The sequence below is a fragment of the Desulfotomaculum sp. genome (assembly GCF_982386235.1).
The window spans coordinates 54,756-68,504 of sequence record NZ_CEVWQM010000006.1 but is presented as its reverse complement, the minus strand read 5'-3'; the positions used below and the strand labels follow the sequence as shown (position 1 = coordinate 68,504).

General features: G+C 46.7%; 13 protein-coding genes, 4 tRNA genes and 1 other annotated feature. Of the genes, 9 read left to right on the top strand and 8 right to left on the bottom strand.

Annotated elements, in window-relative coordinates:
* Positions 1-153: 153 nt before the first annotated feature.
* Positions 154-867: a hypothetical protein gene (locus tag AC1U9Z_RS05275; protein WP_479956122.1), complete on the bottom strand. Its 714-nt coding sequence runs from the start codon at positions 865-867 to the stop codon at positions 154-156.
* A 131-nt stretch (positions 868-998) separates the two neighbouring features.
* Positions 999-2,576 (bottom strand): ABC transporter substrate-binding protein, encoded by a 1,578-nt coding sequence (locus AC1U9Z_RS05270; RefSeq protein ID WP_479956120.1) that lies wholly within the window; start codon positions 2,574-2,576, stop codon positions 999-1,001.
* A 105-nt stretch (positions 2,577-2,681) separates the two neighbouring features.
* Between AC1U9Z_RS05270 and AC1U9Z_RS05265 the strand changes: the two genes are divergently transcribed.
* Together AC1U9Z_RS05265 and AC1U9Z_RS05260 are read left to right on the top strand one after the other, a co-directional pair.
* Positions 2,682-3,539, top strand: a complete 858-nt coding sequence (locus AC1U9Z_RS05265; RefSeq protein ID WP_479956118.1) for a TIM barrel protein — start codon at positions 2,682-2,684, stop codon at positions 3,537-3,539.
* Positions 3,540-3,624: 85 nt separating this feature from the next.
* Positions 3,625-5,082, top strand: a complete 1,458-nt coding sequence (locus AC1U9Z_RS05260) for a metallophosphoesterase family protein (protein WP_479956116.1) — start codon at positions 3,625-3,627, stop codon at positions 5,080-5,082.
* A gap of 198 nt (positions 5,083-5,280) precedes the next feature.
* On the opposite strand, the gene AC1U9Z_RS05255 is transcribed toward AC1U9Z_RS05260, so the two are convergent.
* The 6 genes from AC1U9Z_RS05255 to trpD all read right to left on the bottom strand — a co-directional run bounded on the left by AC1U9Z_RS05255 (position 5,281) and on the right by trpD (position 10,353).
* Positions 5,281-5,760, bottom strand: coding sequence for a hypothetical protein (locus AC1U9Z_RS05255; RefSeq protein ID WP_333529100.1), 480 nt, complete (start codon positions 5,758-5,760; stop codon positions 5,281-5,283).
* Positions 5,761-5,957: 197 nt separating this feature from the next.
* On the bottom strand, positions 5,958-6,737 hold the full coding sequence (gene trpA / locus AC1U9Z_RS05250; protein ID WP_479956114.1) for a tryptophan synthase subunit alpha: 780 nt from the start codon (positions 6,735-6,737) through the stop codon (positions 5,958-5,960).
* Entirely contained in the window at positions 6,730-7,914 is a 1,185-nt protein-coding gene (gene trpB / locus AC1U9Z_RS05245) for a tryptophan synthase subunit beta (protein ID WP_479956219.1), read from the bottom strand. The genes trpA and trpB overlap by 8 nt, the downstream gene beginning before the upstream one ends.
* An 11-nt stretch (positions 7,915-7,925) precedes the next feature.
* Positions 7,926-8,621 carry a phosphoribosylanthranilate isomerase gene (locus AC1U9Z_RS05240; protein WP_479956112.1) on the bottom strand — a complete coding sequence of 232 codons (696 nt, stop codon included), beginning with the start codon at positions 8,619-8,621 and terminating at the stop codon, positions 7,926-7,928.
* Positions 8,618-9,307: an indole-3-glycerol-phosphate synthase gene (locus tag AC1U9Z_RS05235; protein WP_479956110.1), complete on the bottom strand. Its 690-nt coding sequence runs from the start codon at positions 9,305-9,307 to the stop codon at positions 8,618-8,620. The genes AC1U9Z_RS05240 and AC1U9Z_RS05235 overlap by 4 nt, the downstream gene beginning before the upstream one ends.
* Positions 9,304-10,353, bottom strand: coding sequence for an anthranilate phosphoribosyltransferase (gene trpD, locus AC1U9Z_RS05230; RefSeq protein ID WP_479956108.1), 1,050 nt, complete (start codon positions 10,351-10,353; stop codon positions 9,304-9,306). The genes AC1U9Z_RS05235 and trpD overlap by 4 nt, the downstream gene beginning before the upstream one ends.
* A gap of 115 nt (positions 10,354-10,468) precedes the next feature.
* Positions 10,469-10,721: a binding site (T-box leader), on the bottom strand.
* Between the two features lie 380 nt (positions 10,722-11,101).
* Between trpD and AC1U9Z_RS05225 the strand changes: the two genes are divergently transcribed.
* From AC1U9Z_RS05225 to AC1U9Z_RS05195, 7 genes are all read left to right on the top strand, one after another.
* On the top strand, positions 11,102-11,563 hold the full coding sequence (locus AC1U9Z_RS05225) for a pyruvoyl-dependent arginine decarboxylase (RefSeq protein ID WP_333529105.1): 462 nt from the start codon (positions 11,102-11,104) through the stop codon (positions 11,561-11,563).
* A 22-nt stretch (positions 11,564-11,585) separates the two neighbouring features.
* A complete protein-coding gene (gene speE, locus AC1U9Z_RS05220; protein WP_333529106.1) occupies positions 11,586-12,419 on the top strand; it encodes a polyamine aminopropyltransferase in 834 nt (277 codons plus the stop codon).
* 13 nt (positions 12,420-12,432) lie between these two features.
* A complete protein-coding gene (gene speB, locus AC1U9Z_RS05215) occupies positions 12,433-13,308 on the top strand; it encodes an agmatinase (protein WP_333529107.1) in 876 nt (291 codons plus the stop codon).
* Positions 13,309-13,388: 80 nt separating this feature from the next.
* A tRNA-Asp gene (locus AC1U9Z_RS05210) sits at positions 13,389-13,465 on the top strand.
* 7 nt (positions 13,466-13,472) lie between these two features.
* A tRNA-Phe gene (locus tag AC1U9Z_RS05205) sits at positions 13,473-13,548 on the top strand.
* 5 nt (positions 13,549-13,553) lie between these two features.
* Positions 13,554-13,628 (top strand) — tRNA-Gly (locus tag AC1U9Z_RS05200).
* A gap of 14 nt (positions 13,629-13,642) precedes the next feature.
* Positions 13,643-13,717, top strand: a tRNA-Cys gene (locus AC1U9Z_RS05195).
* The last annotated feature ends 32 nt before the right edge of the window (positions 13,718-13,749 follow it).

The following is a 13,749-nucleotide window of genomic DNA, read 5'->3' as shown; positions in this document are numbered from 1 at the left end:
TGTAAGGGGGATAAAATGTCTAATTAAACCTTTGTTTGTAAAAAAATTGATGTTCATACATTATTAATAGTACATTCGTTATGTAGGTGAAATAAAAAGGGAGTGTCGCTTACTACTAAAAAAGTAGTTCCGACACTCCCTATTAAGGCTTGATTATTGATTGTATTGATTGTAAAGTTGTCCCAATTGGGGGCTGCTAAATGATCCAAGTTGGCCACTAAGGTAATTTGCTTGACTGGTACTCTGACCATAGGTACCTAGATTTTGAAAGTTTTGCTCCTGTTGTTGTTGACTGTACTGGTTGTATTGGGCATAGGGTTGGCTCTGTTGATTATTTTGACTCAACTGTTGTCCTTGACCAAAGCTACCATATTGCTGCCCTTGTTGCTGGCCGTACTGGTTATATTGGGCAAATGGGCGGCTTGACTGGGATGGATTAGCCTGCTGGCCAAATTGCTGTGAACTGTTTTGGTTATATTGAGCAAAGGGTTGGTTTTGATTGCTTTGAAAACTGGTATATTGCCCAAGGTTGCTCACAGAGTTTAAGGCCTGGGGATCTACAGTAGAACTTATGAAACTTCCATATGGTTGGCCTTGTCCGTAAGGATTAATGTTATACTGCTGGTTCTGCTGGGGTAATTGTTGAGATGCACTGCTAATTTGAGCTAAGTCCTGATTCATATGTTGCAATGTCTGACTGAGGCGTTGCAATTGCTGTGCGGTAGTGGACTCATGGCTTGAGAGTTGTTGCAGTTGTTGAGCATTTTGTTGTTCCGTCTGTTGCATTTGGTTACACATTTGTTGAATTTGACTGATATCATTCCGCAGATGATTGACGCGATCTTGCAGTTGTTGCATAGCTTGCATGGAATGACCTCCCCTAATAAATTTTGGAACTTACTAGTCATATCTTTTTCCAAAATTGAAAATCTATTCATTTTTTATTTATTTTCTTTGATAAACTTCGCAGTTTGTGGCCTGGCATTTGTCTGCCCAGATTATTTTTGAATGTAGGCCTTGGCAAAAAGGGGAATACCGAAGCTTGTGATTTCTACATCCTTTACATTTTTAGCAATAGCAATTTTTTCTTGACCATAATTCAAAAAGACCATAGGCGTATCCTGAAGCATGATCTGTTGGGCGTGGTAGTATAACCGAATCCGCGTTTTCTCATCTTGTTCTTTTTGAGCGGCACTGATTAAACGGTCTACCTCACTGTTTTTATAATAGGTAAGGTTTGTTTTGGCAGTTTCATTGGCAGACAGCAGGGTATAAAGAAAATTATCTGGGTCCAAATTGTCACTGACCCAACCGAATAAAAAGGCATCACCCTGTTGTTTATGCAGGGCCGATTTAAATTCATGCCATGGATAAACCTTTATGATCACACGAATACCAGCAGGTGCCAGTTGTTTTTTAATAATATTAGCCAATTCAGCTCCCCCCAGTAGATTATAGGGGCGGGGTGTATTATAAGTGATGAGTGTGATGTCCAGTCCATTTGGGTAACCATATTGTTTTAGTAGTTCCTTTGCTTTTTCAGAACCGCCATAATAGGGTTTTAAATTTTCATGATGGCCTGCAATTAACGGTGGCAGAATACTATTAGCAGCCAAAGCTTGATGTCCAAACATTTGCATGCTCAAATCCTTTGTATCGATGGACATGCAAAGGGCTCGCCGCACCTTGTCGTTGTTAAAGGGGGGACGATTGTTGTACATCCCAAGATAACTGATGGAAGGTGCTGTTTGAGTGGTAATAACCATTCTTTCTGACTTAATATCTGCCGGGGGTAAATCCGATAAATCGACTAGCTGCACAATTCCTTTATCAAGGGCAGTGGCCCTTTGCTGGGGAGACTGGGGAAGAAAGGCGATGGATTTGATTAAGGGCTTTTGACCCCAGTATTTTTCATAGGCCAAGAGGACCGGTGCACCATCTCGCCAGTCTGCTAGGAAAAAGGGGCCTGTACCTGCATAGTTTGCCTGATTACCCTTCGTGGCTGCCCTAAGGGATTGTGGACTAACAATTGGTGCGGACCAGGGCATGGCAAGGTTTCTTAAAAAGGGTGAGTAAGGGGTCTTTAAAGTAAATTTTATGGTGTATTCATCAATGACATCCACTGCCTTAACGATGCCAAAGGTAAAACTGCCATAGGACATGGTATCCTTTTTTTGGGGTGGTAGTTGTCTTTCGATATTAATTTTTACTGCCTCGGCATTAAAGGGTGTGCCGTCATGAAAGCTAATATTTTTTCTTAAATGGAAAATCCAATTACAGCCATCTTTGGATATCTCCCAATCGGTGGCTAGGCAAGGCTCGATTTCGCTGCTGCCTGACCGATAGCGGACGAGGCCCTCAAAAATATTTGACAAAACCCTTGCTTCCGACATATTATTGGCTTCAGCTGGATCTAGCGTTTTCAACGGCTCTGCCATCGCATAGGTGAGATCCATTTCTTGGGGAATTTGTGTTTTGGATAGCACAGGAAAATTATCTCTATCGTAGCCCATCATAGCCGAAAGGAACCCCAAAAATAGAAATAAAAAGACTAACTGGTATAGTTTATTTCTCATTTTTAACCCCCATTAAAGGTTTTAATATGTATATTCACTTCCATATATGTAAAATCCTTCCAAAATAGATAGAATAAATCGTTGACCAGGTAAAGGAGAGAAAAAATGACTGTTAAATTTGGCTCTGCAGGAGCACCGGATGCTTTTTATTCCCAAGGGTATAAAAGTTCCTTGGATATGCCAGCATGGTTGTCAAGGCAAGGTTTAAATGCCTATGAGTATCAGTGTAGCCGGGGTGTCAAAATCAAAGAACCAATGGCCAGGGAATTGGGGGAAAGGGCACGCCAGTTTGGGATAACCCTCTCGATCCATGCTCCCTATTACATCAATTTGAGTACAGAAGAACCTGAGAAAAAGATAAAAACCAAGGGATACCTATTGGATTCATTACGGGTAGCCAAATGGATGGGAGCACAAACTGTCGTATTTCATCCCGGGGGTGGCCCAGGGAGTGACAGATTGGTTACTTTTGACCGTGCTAAGGTTTTATTTAAAGAGATTTTACAGGAGGTTGCCGCAGAGGGTTTACAAAATATTTTTTTGGCTCCGGAAACAATGGGTAAAATTAATCAGATGGGCTCCCTAGAGGAAGTTCTAGAATTATGTACGTTGGGAGAGCAAGTGATACCTTGTGTTGATTTTGGACATCTAAATGCCATTAGCCAGGGAAATTTAAAAACCAAAGAAGACTATGCCAGGGTATTAGATCGGATTGAACAGACTCTGGGCCAAGAAGTGGTTAATCGCCTGCATATGCATTTTAGTACGATTGAGTTTACCAAGGCCGGCGAAAAGAAACACTGGACCCTGCAGGAAAGTCATCTGTATGGTCCGGACTTTACACCTCTGGCGGAATTAATGGTAGAACGCCAGATGGAACCAGTAATAATTTGTGAATCAGCCGGGACCCAGGCGGAGGATGCATTGGTTTATAAAAGTATATTTGAACAACTTAGAAAATAAGCAAGCAATGTCAAGGGCGGATGTCATGGTGACGGTTCTTTTGACACCTTACATAAAGAGTGCTCAAAGTACAGAGAATGTAATTATGAAAATCAAAATAAACAGGCATGTATTGATAATTGCTATAGCAATTTTTCTGTCCTTGTTGGCAGTTCATACTTTTGGCAGCCATTCCTTTGATTTTGAAGGCCTTGAGTTTAATGTGCGCACCACCTTGGCCTATCAAGGGACCACCCAACTGGAGGTACCGCCTTTGGGGTTGGTGAGGGCTTACACACACAACACTCCTTTAAAGATGACGGTGCATTTAACTGGTCTCGATTTAGAAAAAATTCAAAGCCTCGTACAAAATAATGTTGACCAAAGAGAAATTTCCCTAAGGCTGGAGAATGATTTAAAAAAGGAAGCAAGAAGATATGTAGGGAAATTAATTGCCCTGGCCGGAGTGGCTGGGTTATTGGGAGCTTTTTTATTACGTTCCCGAAAGATAACCGAATATCTATTGGGAAGCCTTGTGGCGGTGGGTATAGTCGGTCTTTTGCTTTTTGCCACGTATAAAAGTTTTGATGTTAATCGGTTCTCAAACCCTGAGTATGAAGGAGCATTAAAGGCGGCCCCCTGGATGATCGGAATTGCCGAAGAAGCCATTACCAAAATCGATACCCTAAGTAATAAACTTCAATTGGTGGCTGAAAACTTTTATCAGCTTTATGAACAAGTGGATAACCTTCAGCCCCTTGCCACGGACACCCATACGACCAAAATCCTCCATGTATCGGATCTTCATAATAATCCTGCGGGTATAGAAGTGGTCCGAAGAATGGCGGAATTGTTTCAGGTTGATTTTATCATTGATACGGGGGATATTAGCGATTTTGGCACCCCCCTGGAAGGGTTGTTGCTGGAACGTATTAAAAGCTTACCCGTACCCTATCTCTTCCTGGCAGGTAATCATGACTCCCCCAGCATTATTAGTAAAATGAAAGAGTTAAAGGGAAACGTCATGGTTCTCGGGAAACCCGTTGAGATAAAGGGTTTTAGAATCGTCGGTTTTCATGATCCTGCCTCCCGTACCAATCAGATTAAATCGGTTGCCCCGGAAGAGGAAGAACAATTCGTTAAACAAATTAAATATTCCCTGGCTAAACAGGATAAACCCGTGGATATCATAGCTGTGCACAGTCCCTATGTGGCCCGCCCCCTGGCTGGATTGGCACCCGTGCTGTTATTTGGGCATAATCACCAGTTTAACGTGGAAAAGGTGGGGCATAGTGTTCTGATCAATGCCGGGACCTCCGGTGCCTCCGGTTTAGGTGCGCTGCAGGAAGTAGAGAAAAGACCCTATTCCGTGATGCTGCTAAATTATTATCATGATGGGAAAGAAAATCGTTTAATTGCGGTAGATTCCATTCAAATTGATAGTGTAACCTCAGAATTTAGCATGAAGCGGCATTTATTTGACGGGTCGACGGATGCAACAGAAAAGCCCTTGGATTCGGATGCAGCTAGGGATATAAGAAGTAGATTGGAAGAGAATAACTGAATAGCCGTCAGCTATCAGCAAGATAGCCGTAGGAAGTGCTTAGGGCCACGAGCCGTGGGGCTTGGACTTTTTATGTAGGTAATACGTAACTGTCTGTGGTGTCAGGAATGGTTTTTGAGCGCTGAAGCGGAAGCTGACGGCTAAAAAAGGAGAGTGCCACTGCTACTAAAAAGTAGTGCGACACTCCCTGTGCTTGGTTTAATGGATTTCTACGTTTTCAGCACCGGCATTTCTTAAAGCCTCGGCAGCTTTTTCGGCTGTGCCATCAGCAGATTTAACGGTCACCAACATTTTGCCTTCGCGGATACGGTTTTCATATTCCCGACCCTTTTCAGCAGGAATGCCATAGTCGGCCAATCCACCGGCAATACCACCTGTGGCAGCACCGGATAAAATGGCGGCAATTGGGCCCGCAGCGACCAAAGGACCAAAACCAGGAATAGCTAAGGCACCGACGCCCAAGGCTAAACCAGCTAGACCACCTATGGTAGCACCACCAACTGCGCCATCCGCGACACCATCTCCACCGGTAAAGTTGGAGGTTCTGGGTCCTTCCTGCATCTTTTCATCATCCTTGGCCACCATCGAAATTTCCTTATCATAGCCATTGCGGCGCAATTCCTTGATGGCTCTTTCTGCTTGATCCTTGGAGGAGAAAAATCCGGTAATTGTCTTCATACAGTCTGCCCCCTTTGAAAATTATTTGCCTTTCCAAAATAGCATGCCCGGGGGGAACAAAACTCATGCCTAGAAAATATAATAGGGCCTGTATATAATTTATTGCTTTGAAAAAAAACGAACACCAGTCATTTTTTCATGTATAGTTGAAAGATTATCCTATCCACTCACCATAAGATAGCAAGAATCCGGTTGGTTTATTCTTGCACGACCATAGCCGCTTTCATCTTTTGCACATATTCCCGTAAAAACAGCCCGGCCTCTTCCTTGTGAGAGGCGATGATATTGACCAGTGCGCTGCCCACAATCACGCCATCAGCATATTGGACAACCGCACGCGCTTGCTCAGGGGTGCTGATTCCAAAGCCTACGGCCACTGGTACGGGGGTCTTTTTTTTGATGCTTTGAACCAATTGGGCGATCGTGTCGTCCAGATTGCTGCGCACGCCTGTGACCCCCATGGAAGAAACAGTGTAGATAAAGCCCTGCGCATGCTGTACAATTTGACTGATTCTGTCTTTGGACGTCGGGGCAACCATGGAAATAAGCGCGATGCCATAGCGGTTTGAAATATCCTCCACGTCCTGCCGCTCTTCATAAGGTAAGTCTGGGATGATGATACCGTCCAAGCCACAGGCTTGGCAGCGGGCAAAGAAACGCTCATACCCATAATGAAACACCGGATTCAGATAGGTCATAAACAAAAGCGGTATTTGGGTTTTGAGACGCAGGGAGGCTACCATATCAAATAATTTGTCAACATTGGTCCCGTTTTGAAGCGCGCGCAGGCTGGCCGCTTGGATGGTGGGACCTTCCGCAATGGGATCTGAAAAGGGGATACCGATCTCAACGATATCGGCGCCACCCTCAATCATATCCAGAATGAATTCTTCTGTTTTTTCCACCGATGGATCACCCCCAATGATAAAACCGATAAATGGCCGCCCAGCTCCGAATGCCTTGGTGATTCTATTCATTGATAGCCCTCCCTCTATACCGGGCGATCGCCGCCACGTCTTTATCACCTCGGCCCGACAGGCAGACAACAACACTGTCCTGCGGCGTGAATTCTTTTGCCATTTTTATCAGCTGAGCCACGGCATGGGCACTTTCTATGGCGCAAATAATACCCTCGGTTCTTGCCAGGTATTCAAAGGCGTGGACAGCCTCTTCATCGGTGACGGGCCGATATTCCGCGCGGCCGATGTCGTACAGGTGAGCATGCTCCGGACCGATGCCTGGGTAATCCAATCCCGCCGAGATAGAATAAACCGGAGCGATCTGCCCAAACTCGTCCTGGCAGAAATATGACTTCATGCCGTGGAAAATCCCCATGCTGCCCTTCGCGATCGTGGCGGCATGTCGGTCCGTCTCAACGCCCTGACCCGCCGCTTCGCAGCCAATCAGTCGCACTGTTTCATCCTGCAGGAAGGAATAAAACAGGCCCATTGCGTTGCTGCCACCACCCACACAAGCCATCACAGCGGTGGGGAGCCGTCCGGTTTCCACCAGTATCTGTGCGCGTGCTTCTCTGCCAATGACGCTTTGGAAATCCCGCACCATCATGGGGAATGGGTGGGGTCCCATCACCGACCCCAGCACATACAGGGTATCGTCCACACGACGGGTCCACTCCCGCATGGTTTCGTTTACAGCATCCTTCAGTGTCATGGTTCCGGTTGTGACTGGCGTTACGGTTGCGCCCAGCAGTTCCATGCGGTAAACATTCAGCAGTTGGCGTTCCACATCTTCCTTTCCCATGAAGATGGCACACTCAAGCCCAAGGAGCGCTGCCGCCGTTGCGGTCGCTACGCCATGCTGACCTGCTCCCGTTTCTGCAATCACCCGGTTTTTGCCCATGCGCTTTGCCAAAAGTACTTGTCCCAGCACGTTGTTGATTTTGTGGGAACCCGTATGGTTTAAATCCTCCCGCTTCAGGTAAATTTGAGGGCCGCCCAAATCCTGAGTCATCTTTTTAGCGTGGTACAAAAGAGAAGGCCTTCCGGCGTATTCGGATAACAGGGCGTTCAATTCCCGTCTGAAGTCAGCAGCTTCCATTGCTTGAGCATAAGCCTGTTCCAGCTGCAGCAGTTCGTTCATCAGCGTCTCAGGCACATACTGTCCACCATGTGTGCCGTAGCGACCTTTTTTCATGGATTGATCCATCATTTTCCACTCCTTTTCGGCAGTGATTTTGCCGCGTGCAGAAATGCGCGCACCTTTTCTTTTTCTTTCCGACCCGGCTCGCCTTCCACTCCACTCAGCACATCCACTGCGCTGGGTGGCAGATCAGCGGGAACCGTTGCATGCAGGTTTTGGGCGGTCAGACCTCCCGCCAGCACCACTGGCAGGTTGCTTGCTGCAGCAACAGCACGATAGGTTTTCAGGTTTACAACAATACCGCTGCCGCCGGGCCTTTCTGCTGTACCGGAATCGACCAACAATGCGGCCACGCCAGCTTGAGCAATCAAGCGCACCGCTTCGGTCGGGTCTTCAATCTCAAACAGCAACCGCCCACTAGGCCCTACGCGAAGGGCTTTCACCACACGGATTTGCTCAGCCGCAAGTGATTTGGCAATGTAGGCGATTTCTTCCAGTGTTTCTTCAAAATGCAATTGCACCAGTTGGGGCCTCACCCGCTTTGCCCTGGCAATAATATCATCTGGTTTGCCGCCTGTGACCATACAGGCTGTTACGGTGGAGGGAATGGCACAACACAGGGACGCAGCGCGGTGAACGGTCAGGTTCCAGGGAACGGACACGGGATATTCCACCACAAGGCCCAAAGCATGAACCCCAAGCTGCGAACAAATGAAGATATCTTCTTCATTTGTCATCCCACAAATCTTAACCGGCATCATGGTATAGACACCTGCAATTGACTGTACTTGGCGCCGAGGTCTGTTGCTTGCAAAAGAGCGGTACCCACTAAAATGGCATCGGCCCCGGCTTGTAGGGCCAGGCGTGCATCCTCCTGGTCATGGATGGCACTTTCGCTCACAACCAAAGCAGGCTGTTTGACAAGGGCCGCCAGCATACTTGTGTTTTCAACTGTGCCATTGTCTTTTTCCAGGCGTAAAATATCCCGGTTGTTGATTCCCACCAGCTTTGGGCCTAGCAGGTTGACAATCCCCAGCTCTGCCGCAGTGTGAACCTCCACCAAGGCATCCAGCCCACAGGCTTTGCACTTTTCCAGCAGACTGACAAGGGTTTTCTCATCAAGCATTGACACGATAAGCAATGCCGCTGCGGCTCCAGCCTGCGCTGTTTCCTCGATATCCCTTGCCGTTTGGATGAAATCCTTGCGTAAAACAGGCAGTCCGGTGGCCACGGCCTGCTTCAGCAGCTCCAACGAGCCTCCAAAGTGCTGCGATTCTGTGACAACCGACAGCACAGGCGCGCCCGCGTTCTGCAGGGCTTCGGCAAGCTCGTGAATCTCTCTGCCCGCGAACAGATCTCCTTCCTTGGGAGATCTTCGCTTCAGGTCGGGGATGACGGGCAAAAGACCCGCTTGCCTTCTTTTTTCTAAGGCGCTGGTAAACCTCATGGCCGTTCCCTTTCTTGTTTGTGTCTGGCGTAACGGTTGGAAGCTTCGGACAATTGGCGCAGTTTTTCCTGCGCCTTGCCGCTATCAATCAGATCAGCGGCCATGGCCAAGCCTTCGGCAATATTCTCGGCAAGTCCGCCGACATAAAGCGCGCCTGCTGCATTCAAAAGAACGGAATCACGGCGCGGTCCTTTGTCGATGCCGGAGAATACCTGTCGGATGGTGTTTGCATTTTCTGCGGGGGTGCCGGTTGCAATATCAGAAAGGGTACAACGGGTCAGGCCAAATTGCTCGGGTGTGATTTCATAACGAGATAGTTTGCCGTCCTTGAGTTCATGTACAAGCGTGGGGCCCAGCAGAGAAATTTCATCCAAACCATCGGTGCCGTGCACAAATAGCCCGTGCCGATAACCCAAGCTACGGGCCACCTGGCTGACTGTTTCTAGCAGTTCCGGCTTATATACTCCCATGAGATGCAGATTCGCTCCCGCCGGATTGATGAGCGGGCCAATAATCGTGTAGAAGATCGTTTTGATGCCAAGCTCTGTTTCGGGTGGGAGAACTTTACCCATCACAGGATGGAATAGAGGCGCGTACAAAAAGGCGATACCGATGTCTTCCATCATCTTGGAAGCGTCTGCGGGATCAAGGTCTATTGCCACATCCAGTGCTTCCAGTACATCCGCGCTGCCTGAAAGACTGGAAATAGAGCGGCTGCCGTGCTTGGCCACCGTGATGCCCGCTGAAGCGGCTACGATGGCTACGGCGGTGGATATATTGAATGTGGAAAGACCGCCGCCTGTGCCACATGTGTCCATGAGATCACCGGGTACATTGGGGGAAAGCTGTATGCAGTTGTCACGCATGGCTTGCGCAATCGCTGATATTTCTGCCAATGTGGGGCCCTTCATCATCAAGGCCACCTGGAAGCCGGCAATCTGCACCGGGCTGATTTTATCCTCGTTGATTGCCCGGATAAGCCCGGAAATTTCCTCATTTGTCAGTTCGATTTGATTTGTCAGCTTGTTCAATATATTTGCGATCATGGTTGTTCATCCTTTCAGAATATTTATGGGGTGATGATTCATACGAAGCATCCCCGCCATCGTATCAGTCCCAATCATATCCCTCCCTGCAATAAAAAAACGCCTTTGTCCCCTTGTAAGGGACAAAAGCGTATAGCTTGCTTCTGCGATACCACCCAAATTGGCGAAAATTCGCCCACTTGCTCCATGCACCAACATGCATGCTTCCTTGATAACGGATGAAGATTCCGTCGGCCATTACTCGTTCATCACTTTCTTGCCGCCCTCATGAGTCCATTCCCCTATTTCGATACTGCCGCGCTCTCACCACCGGCGGCTCTCTTTGAGTATGCTTGAAGTAAGGTACTCTTCTCAATCAAAGGTTTTGATATTTGGTTTGAGGCACATTATACGCCGATGATTTTAGGATGTCAATGATTTTCTAAAATAGAGGGGTTGATTATTTTTTCTATTTGTTCAGGCCATGATTTTTCCCTTGCCTATACATCCTCCTTTGTTGTACCATTTCTACCATTTAATATTTGAAATTTGTATACTTTGCTTCATTTGTTGTCACGATCTAAGGCATAGATTAGCAAAAAACAAAAATTAAGAGACAATATAAAAAAACTATCATAAATTCAAGGGCTACAAATATTAAATTGGTCAATTACAAAAAATAGTTTATTTTTAACTGCTCTTTGGTATAATATGTTTTGTTGTTAGGGAGAATGATGGAAAAGCAATAATAATGAAAGGGGAACGAAGGATGCTACAAACTCCTAAGAAATATTTTGTTACAGCAGCTTCTTCCGAGGGAAAAAGCAAGCTTACCGCATTTGACAATGCATTGCTTAAAGCACGTATCGGAAATGTTAACCTCTTAAGAGTATCTAGCATTCTACCTCCGGGATGTGAAGAAGACCCCGGCTTGGTATTGACCCCAGGTTCTCTAGTTCCAACAGCCTATGGCTACATCGTCAGTGATATCCCTGGTGATACCATTGCCGCCTGTGTGGGAGTGGGTATTAACTCCAGCGACTCCTTTGGAGTTATCATGGAGTTCTCGGGGAAATGTAGTAAAGAAGAGGCTGAAAGAAGTATCAATAGCATGTTACAAGAGGCATTTGAAACCCGTGGTTTGGAACTAAAGACAATTAAGATTGCTTCCGCAGAACATCAGGTTGATAAAATTGGTTGTGCCCTAGCAGCAGTTCCCCTTTGGTATTAGTATTAAGGAGGTCTGTGAAGAAATGGAATTATGGTATACAGAGAGAGGGATTGTTCCCGGACTGGCTTTAGGTATTGAGGTAAGCAAGGTGTTACACGAAGAGCAAACAGAATTTCAGCACCTTGCAGTTGTTGATACGCCACTTTTAGGCCGCATGCTCTGGTTGGACAATATTATTATGACAAGCATTAATGACGAATTCGTATATCATGAAATGATTAGCCATGTGGCTTTAAATACCCATGCAAACCCTAGGAAAGTACTGGTCATCGGAGGCGGTGACGGTGGTGCTATCCGTGAAATCATTAAACATCCCAGTGTCGAAAAGGCGATATTGGTAGAGATAGACCGGCGGGTGGTGGAAGTATCCAAAGAATATTTGCCTGAAATTGCAGGTGCCTTGGATGATCCAAAGGTTGAAGTGCATTGTGTGGATGGCATTCAATATGTAAGGGATCACAAAAATGAATTTGATATCATTATTGTGGATTCCACCGATCCCATTGGACCTGCCGTAGGTTTGTTTGAAGGAAACTTCTATAAAGATTGTTATGAGGCCCTAAAGGAAGATGGTATCTTTGTAGCACAAACCGAGTCTCCCTATTATAATAAGGATTTAATTCCCAAGGTAAATAAAGATATTCGTTCCCTGTACCCCATTACGAATGTTTACCTGGCCCACGTACCCACCTACCCCAGTGGTAGCTGGACCTTCACCATGGGATCTAAAAAATATGATCCCAAGGCGGTGGATTTTAGTACAAAACCCAGCTATAAAACACGTTACTACAACCATGATATCCATCAGGCAGCCTTTGCTTTGCCTAACTTTGTCCAAGAATTAATCAATAAATAACGGGGGATTACCAATGTTTGATCTACTCGATCAATGCACTGGATTTATGGGTGCCACCCAGGACTACGAGAATTCTAACGTAGTTCTGGTGGGGGCACCAATGGATTTTACTGTCAGCTTTCGCCCGGGGACACGCCAGGGGCCCCGGGCCATTAGGCAGGTTTCTGTTGGGCTAGAAGAATACAGCGTGATGCTTGATCTTGACCTGGCTGATTATGCCTATTTTGATGCCGGTGATATTGCCCTGCCCTTTGGGCATGTATTGGAAAGCCTGGAGCGGATTGGCAAAGTTGTGGCCAAGATTATTGCTGATAACAAATTTCCTTTGGTGCTTGGCGGTGAGCATTTGATCAGCCTGCCGGTAATTATGGAAGTGGTTAAAAAGTACCCTGGTTTGAAGATTCTTCATTTTGATGCCCATGCAGATTTGCGTCAGGATTACATGGGACAGACCCTTTCCCATGCTTCCGTTATGCGGCGGGCGGTTGATTTAGTGGGGGGGCAGAATATCTACCAATTTGGTATTCGCTCCGGCACCAAGGAAGAATTTGACTATGCCAGGGGACATACCCGGATGTTTCCGGCAAAGGTACTGGAGCCATTGCAGCAAGTGTTACCGGAGCTGTTAGGACATCCGGTGTACCTATCACTGGATATTGATGTGGTTGATCCAGCCTATGCACCAGGAACGGGTACGGCAGAGCCAGGTGGCTGTACTTCAACAGAAATTTTGGAAGCCATTTATTTAATGAAGGAATTAAAGGTGGTTGGCATGGACTTGGTGGAAATTAGTCCGGTCTATGATCATTCTGAGAAAACAGCGTTGCTAGGAGCTAAGCTGGTACGGGAAGCTATCTTGGCTTTTGGAAGATCTAAAATAAAAGTATAGGGTAAGAAAAATAACATTTGACTTCTGGGGGTAGTTTTTGTATACTAATCAATGTCAGTGAGCGTGAGCTAAATGACTTTGGAGCTGTGGTGTAGTGGCCTAACATGCCTGCCTGTCACGCAGGAGAACGCGGGTTCGACTCCCGTCAGCTCCGCCACATAAATGCCTCGATAGCTCAGTTGGTAGAGCAGCGGACTGAAAATCCGCGTGTCGCTGGTTCGATTCCGGCTCGAGGCACCATCTATGCGGAAGTGGCTCAGTGGTAGAGCATCGCCTTGCCAAGGCGAGGGTCGCGGGTTCGAATCCCGTCTTCCGCTCCACTTATTTATAAGCTGGCGGCATAGCCAAGTGGTAAGGCAGAGGACTGCAAATCCTTTATCCCCCAGTTCGAATCTGGGTGCCGCCTCCAGTGAAAACTCCTGAGTTATAACTCAGGAGTTT

Coding starts and splice junctions, on each gene's coding strand:
- AC1U9Z_RS05275 (WP_479956122.1), bottom strand. CDS start 867: ATGCAAGCTATGCAACAACTGCAAGATCGCGTCAATCATCTGCGGAAT.
- AC1U9Z_RS05260 (WP_479956116.1), top strand. CDS start 3,625: ATGAAAATCAAAATAAACAGGCATGTATTGATAATTGCTATAGCAATT.
- AC1U9Z_RS05240 (WP_479956112.1), bottom strand. CDS start 8,621: ATGATGCCGGTTAAGATTTGTGGGATGACAAATGAAGAAGATATCTTC.
- AC1U9Z_RS05270 (WP_479956120.1), bottom strand. CDS start 2,576: ATGAGAAATAAACTATACCAGTTAGTCTTTTTATTTCTATTTTTGGGG.
- AC1U9Z_RS05235 (WP_479956110.1), bottom strand. CDS start 9,307: ATGAGGTTTACCAGCGCCTTAGAAAAAAGAAGGCAAGCGGGTCTTTTG.
- trpD (WP_479956108.1), bottom strand. CDS start 10,353: ATGATCGCAAATATATTGAACAAGCTGACAAATCAAATCGAACTGACA.
- trpA (WP_479956114.1), bottom strand. CDS start 6,737: ATGAATAGAATCACCAAGGCATTCGGAGCTGGGCGGCCATTTATCGGT.
- speE (WP_333529106.1), top strand. CDS start 11,586: ATGGAATTATGGTATACAGAGAGAGGGATTGTTCCCGGACTGGCTTTA.
- trpB (WP_479956219.1), bottom strand. CDS start 7,914: ATGAAAAAAGGTCGCTACGGCACACATGGTGGACAGTATGTGCCTGAG.
- AC1U9Z_RS05265 (WP_479956118.1), top strand. CDS start 2,682: ATGACTGTTAAATTTGGCTCTGCAGGAGCACCGGATGCTTTTTATTCC.
- AC1U9Z_RS05225 (WP_333529105.1), top strand. CDS start 11,102: ATGCTACAAACTCCTAAGAAATATTTTGTTACAGCAGCTTCTTCCGAG.
- AC1U9Z_RS05255 (WP_333529100.1), bottom strand. CDS start 5,760: ATGAAGACAATTACCGGATTTTTCTCCTCCAAGGATCAAGCAGAAAGA.
- speB (WP_333529107.1), top strand. CDS start 12,433: ATGTTTGATCTACTCGATCAATGCACTGGATTTATGGGTGCCACCCAG.